The 3,605-nt window shown below is 48.1% G+C and carries 2 tRNA genes and 2 rRNA genes; all 4 read right to left on the reverse strand.

The features are described 5' to 3' along the window. Window positions 1-1,274, reverse strand: a 23S ribosomal RNA gene (locus tag B806_RS0114065); the annotation flags it as partial. Window positions 1,275-1,626: 352 nt separating this feature from the next. Next, window positions 1,627-1,702 (reverse strand) — tRNA-Ala (locus B806_RS0114070). Window positions 1,703-1,757: 55 nt separating this feature from the next. Then, a tRNA-Ile gene (locus B806_RS0114075) sits at window positions 1,758-1,834 on the reverse strand. Between the two features lie 59 nt (window positions 1,835-1,893). Then, a 16S ribosomal RNA gene (locus B806_RS0114080) occupies window positions 1,894-3,431 on the reverse strand. Window positions 3,432-3,605 lie beyond the last annotated feature (174 nt).

The raw sequence follows: 3,605 nt of genomic DNA on the forward strand, positions 1-3,605 counted from the left end.
TTTTCACCCGTTTTGTCGTTACTCACGTCAGCATTCGCACTTCTGATACCTCCAGCATACTTCTCAATACACCTTCATCGGCTTACAGAACGCTCCCCTACCACTTGACTAATGTCAAATCCGCAGCTTCGGCACATAGTTTTAGCCCCGTTACATCTTCCGCGCAGGCCGACTCGACTAGTGAGCTATTACGCTTTCTTTAAAGGGTGGCTGCTTCTAAGCCAACCTCCTAGCTGTCTATGCCTTCCCACATCGTTTCCCACTTAACTATGATTTTGGGGCCTTAGCTGGCGGTCTGGATTGTTTTCCTCTTGACTACGGACGTTAGCACCCGCAGTCTGTCTCCCGGATAGTACTCATAGGTATTCGGAGTTTGCATCGGTTTGGTAAGTCGGGATGACCCCCTAGCCGAAACAGTGCTCTACCCCCTATGGTATTCGTCCGAGGCGCTACCTAAATAGCTTTCGGGGAGAACCAGCTATCACCAGGCTTGATTAGCCTTTCACCCCTATCCACAAGTCATCCCCTGGCTTTTCAACGACAGTGGGTTCGGTCCTCCAGTTAGTGTTACCCAACCTTCAACCTGCTCATGGATAGATCGCCTGGTTTCGGGTCTATACCCAGCAACTAAACGCCCTATTAAGACTCGGTTTCCCTACGGCTCCCCTATACGGTTAACCTCGCTACTGAATATAAGTCGCTGACCCATTATACAAAAGGTACGCAGTCACACCACGAAGGTGCTCCCACTGCTTGTATGCATGCGGTTTCAGGATCTATTTCACTCCCCTCACAGGGGTTCTTTTCGCCTTTCCCTCACGGTACTGGTTCACTATCGGTCAGTCAGGAGTATTTAGCCTTGGAGGATGGTCCCCCCATATTCAGACAAGGTTTCACGTGCCTCGCCCTACTCGTCATCATTATGTGTGCCCTTTCGTGTACGGGAATATCACCCTCTACGTTCGCACTTCCCAGAGCGTTCCACTAAAACACACATAACTTAATGGGCTGATCCCCGTTCGCTCGCCGCTACTGAGGGAATCTCAATTGATTTCTTTTCCTAAGGGTACTGAGATGTTTCACTTCCCCTCGTTCGCCTTGCAACACTATGTATTCATGTTGCAATACCTACCTTAAAGTAGATGGGTTCCCCCATTCAGAAATCTCCGGATCAAAGGATATTTGCCGCCTCCCCGGAGCTTTTCGCAGGCTATCACGTCTTTCATCGCCTCTGACTGCCAAGGCATCCACCACATGCACTTAATTACTTGACTATACAACCCCAAACAGTCGTCAACACCTACAAGTGAGTGTTGTCCGTGCGATTCTTCATCACTACTATCTGTTGTCTGTGTACTTAAACACTGTACAGCTTCAATCTAAATTCATATACCAAAACGCTTGATTCAGTTAATTTGCTAGTTCTCAATTCATCTAGATTAATTGCTTAACCTAAACTCTTGAGTGAACAATTTATTTCAGACTCAATTTTGCCAATCTGTTAATGAATAAACACGCCTTCGTCAGGTCATGCTTAATACCGTGATACTTAAATCACAGAAGTTAATAAACCAAGATCTAAATCTCTATTTACTAATTTCTGTAATCCGAACTTCTCTTAAGTTCTGGTGGAGACTAGGAGAGTCGAACTCCTGACCTCCTGCGTGCAAAGCAGGCGCTCTACCAACTAAGCTAAGTCCCCAGCTTACATCATCAGTCATGTATCTTTTATCTATAACTTCAACCAGTCAAAGTCATGGTGGGTCTGACAAGACTTGAACTTGTGACCCCACGCTTATCAAGCGTGTGCTCTAACCAACTGAGCTACAGACCCTCAGATACATCTATGAAGAACAACTTGTTGTGGATTCTTACCAATCGTCAATCTTTCGTTAAGGAGGTGATCCAGCCGCAGGTTCCCCTACGGCTACCTTGTTACGACTTCACCCCAGTCATCGGCCACACCGTGGTAACCGCCCTCTTTACAGTTAGGCTAGCTACTTCTGGTGCAACAAACTCCCATGGTGTGACGGGCGGTGTGTACAAGGCCCGGGAACGTATTCACCGCGGCATTCTGATCCGCGATTACTAGCGATTCCGACTTCATGGAGTCGAGTTGCAGACTCCAATCCGGACTACGATCGGCTTTTTGAGATTAGCATCCTATCGCTAGGTAGCAACCCTTTGTACCGACCATTGTAGCACGTGTGTAGCCCTGGCCGTAAGGGCCATGATGACTTGACGTCGTCCCCGCCTTCCTCCAGTTTGTCACTGGCAGTATCCTTAAAGTTCCCGACATTACTCGCTGGCAAATAAGGAAAAGGGTTGCGCTCGTTGCGGGACTTAACCCAACATCTCACGACACGAGCTGACGACAGCCATGCAGCACCTGTATGTAAGTTCCCGAAGGCACCAATCCATCTCTGGAAAGTTCTTACTATGTCAAGGCCAGGTAAGGTTCTTCGCGTTGCATCGAATTAAACCACATGCTCCACCGCTTGTGCGGGCCCCCGTCAATTCATTTGAGTTTTAGTCTTGCGACCGTACTCCCCAGGCGGTCTACTTATCGCGTTAGCTGCGCCACTAAAGCCTCAAAGGCCCCAACGGCTAGTAGACATCGTTTACGGCATGGACTACCAGGGTATCTAATCCTGTTTGCTCCCCATGCTTTCGCACCTCAGCGTCAGTGTTAGGCCAGATGGCTGCCTTCGCCATCGGTATTCCTCCAGATCTCTACGCATTTCACCGCTACACCTGGAATTCTACCATCCTCTCCCACACTCTAGCTAACCAGTATCGAATGCAATTCCCAAGTTAAGCTCGGGGATTTCACATTTGACTTAATTAGCCGCCTACGCGCGCTTTACGCCCAGTAAATCCGATTAACGCTTGCACCCTCTGTATTACCGCGGCTGCTGGCACAGAGTTAGCCGGTGCTTATTCTGCGAGTAACGTCCACTATCTCTAGGTATTAACTAAAGTAGCCTCCTCCTCGCTTAAAGTGCTTTACAACCATAAGGCCTTCTTCACACACGCGGCATGGCTGGATCAGGCTTGCGCCCATTGTCCAATATTCCCCACTGCTGCCTCCCGTAGGAGTCTGGGCCGTGTCTCAGTCCCAGTGTGGCGGATCATCCTCTCAGACCCGCTACAGATCGTCGCCTTGGTAGGCCTTTACCCCACCAACTAGCTAATCCGACTTAGGCTCATCTATTAGCGCAAGGTCCGAAGATCCCCTGCTTTCTCCCGTAGGACGTATGCGGTATTAGCATTCCTTTCGAAATGTTGTCCCCCACTAATAGGCAGATTCCTAAGCATTACTCACCCGTCCGCCGCTAAGATCGGTAGCAAGCTACCTCTCTCCGCTCGACTTGCATGTGTTAAGCCTGCCGCCAGCGTTCAATCTGAGCCATGATCAAACTCTTCAGTTAAAATCATTTTGCACCTTATTTAAAGACAAGGTGCCAATTCTGGCTCATCAATTACTGACTTAAATTTCGCTCAAATAAACTTCGAGTAATTTAAACCAATCAATCAATGAAAATTATTTCGATTAATCAATCAGTAAAAATCCACACAAGTTGTTCTTCAATTCTCTTAATGAT

Origin of the sequence: Acinetobacter sp. TG2027, from assembly GCF_000302435.1 — a bacterium.
Taxonomy (GTDB): Bacteria; Pseudomonadota; Gammaproteobacteria; order Pseudomonadales; family Moraxellaceae; genus Acinetobacter; species Acinetobacter pittii.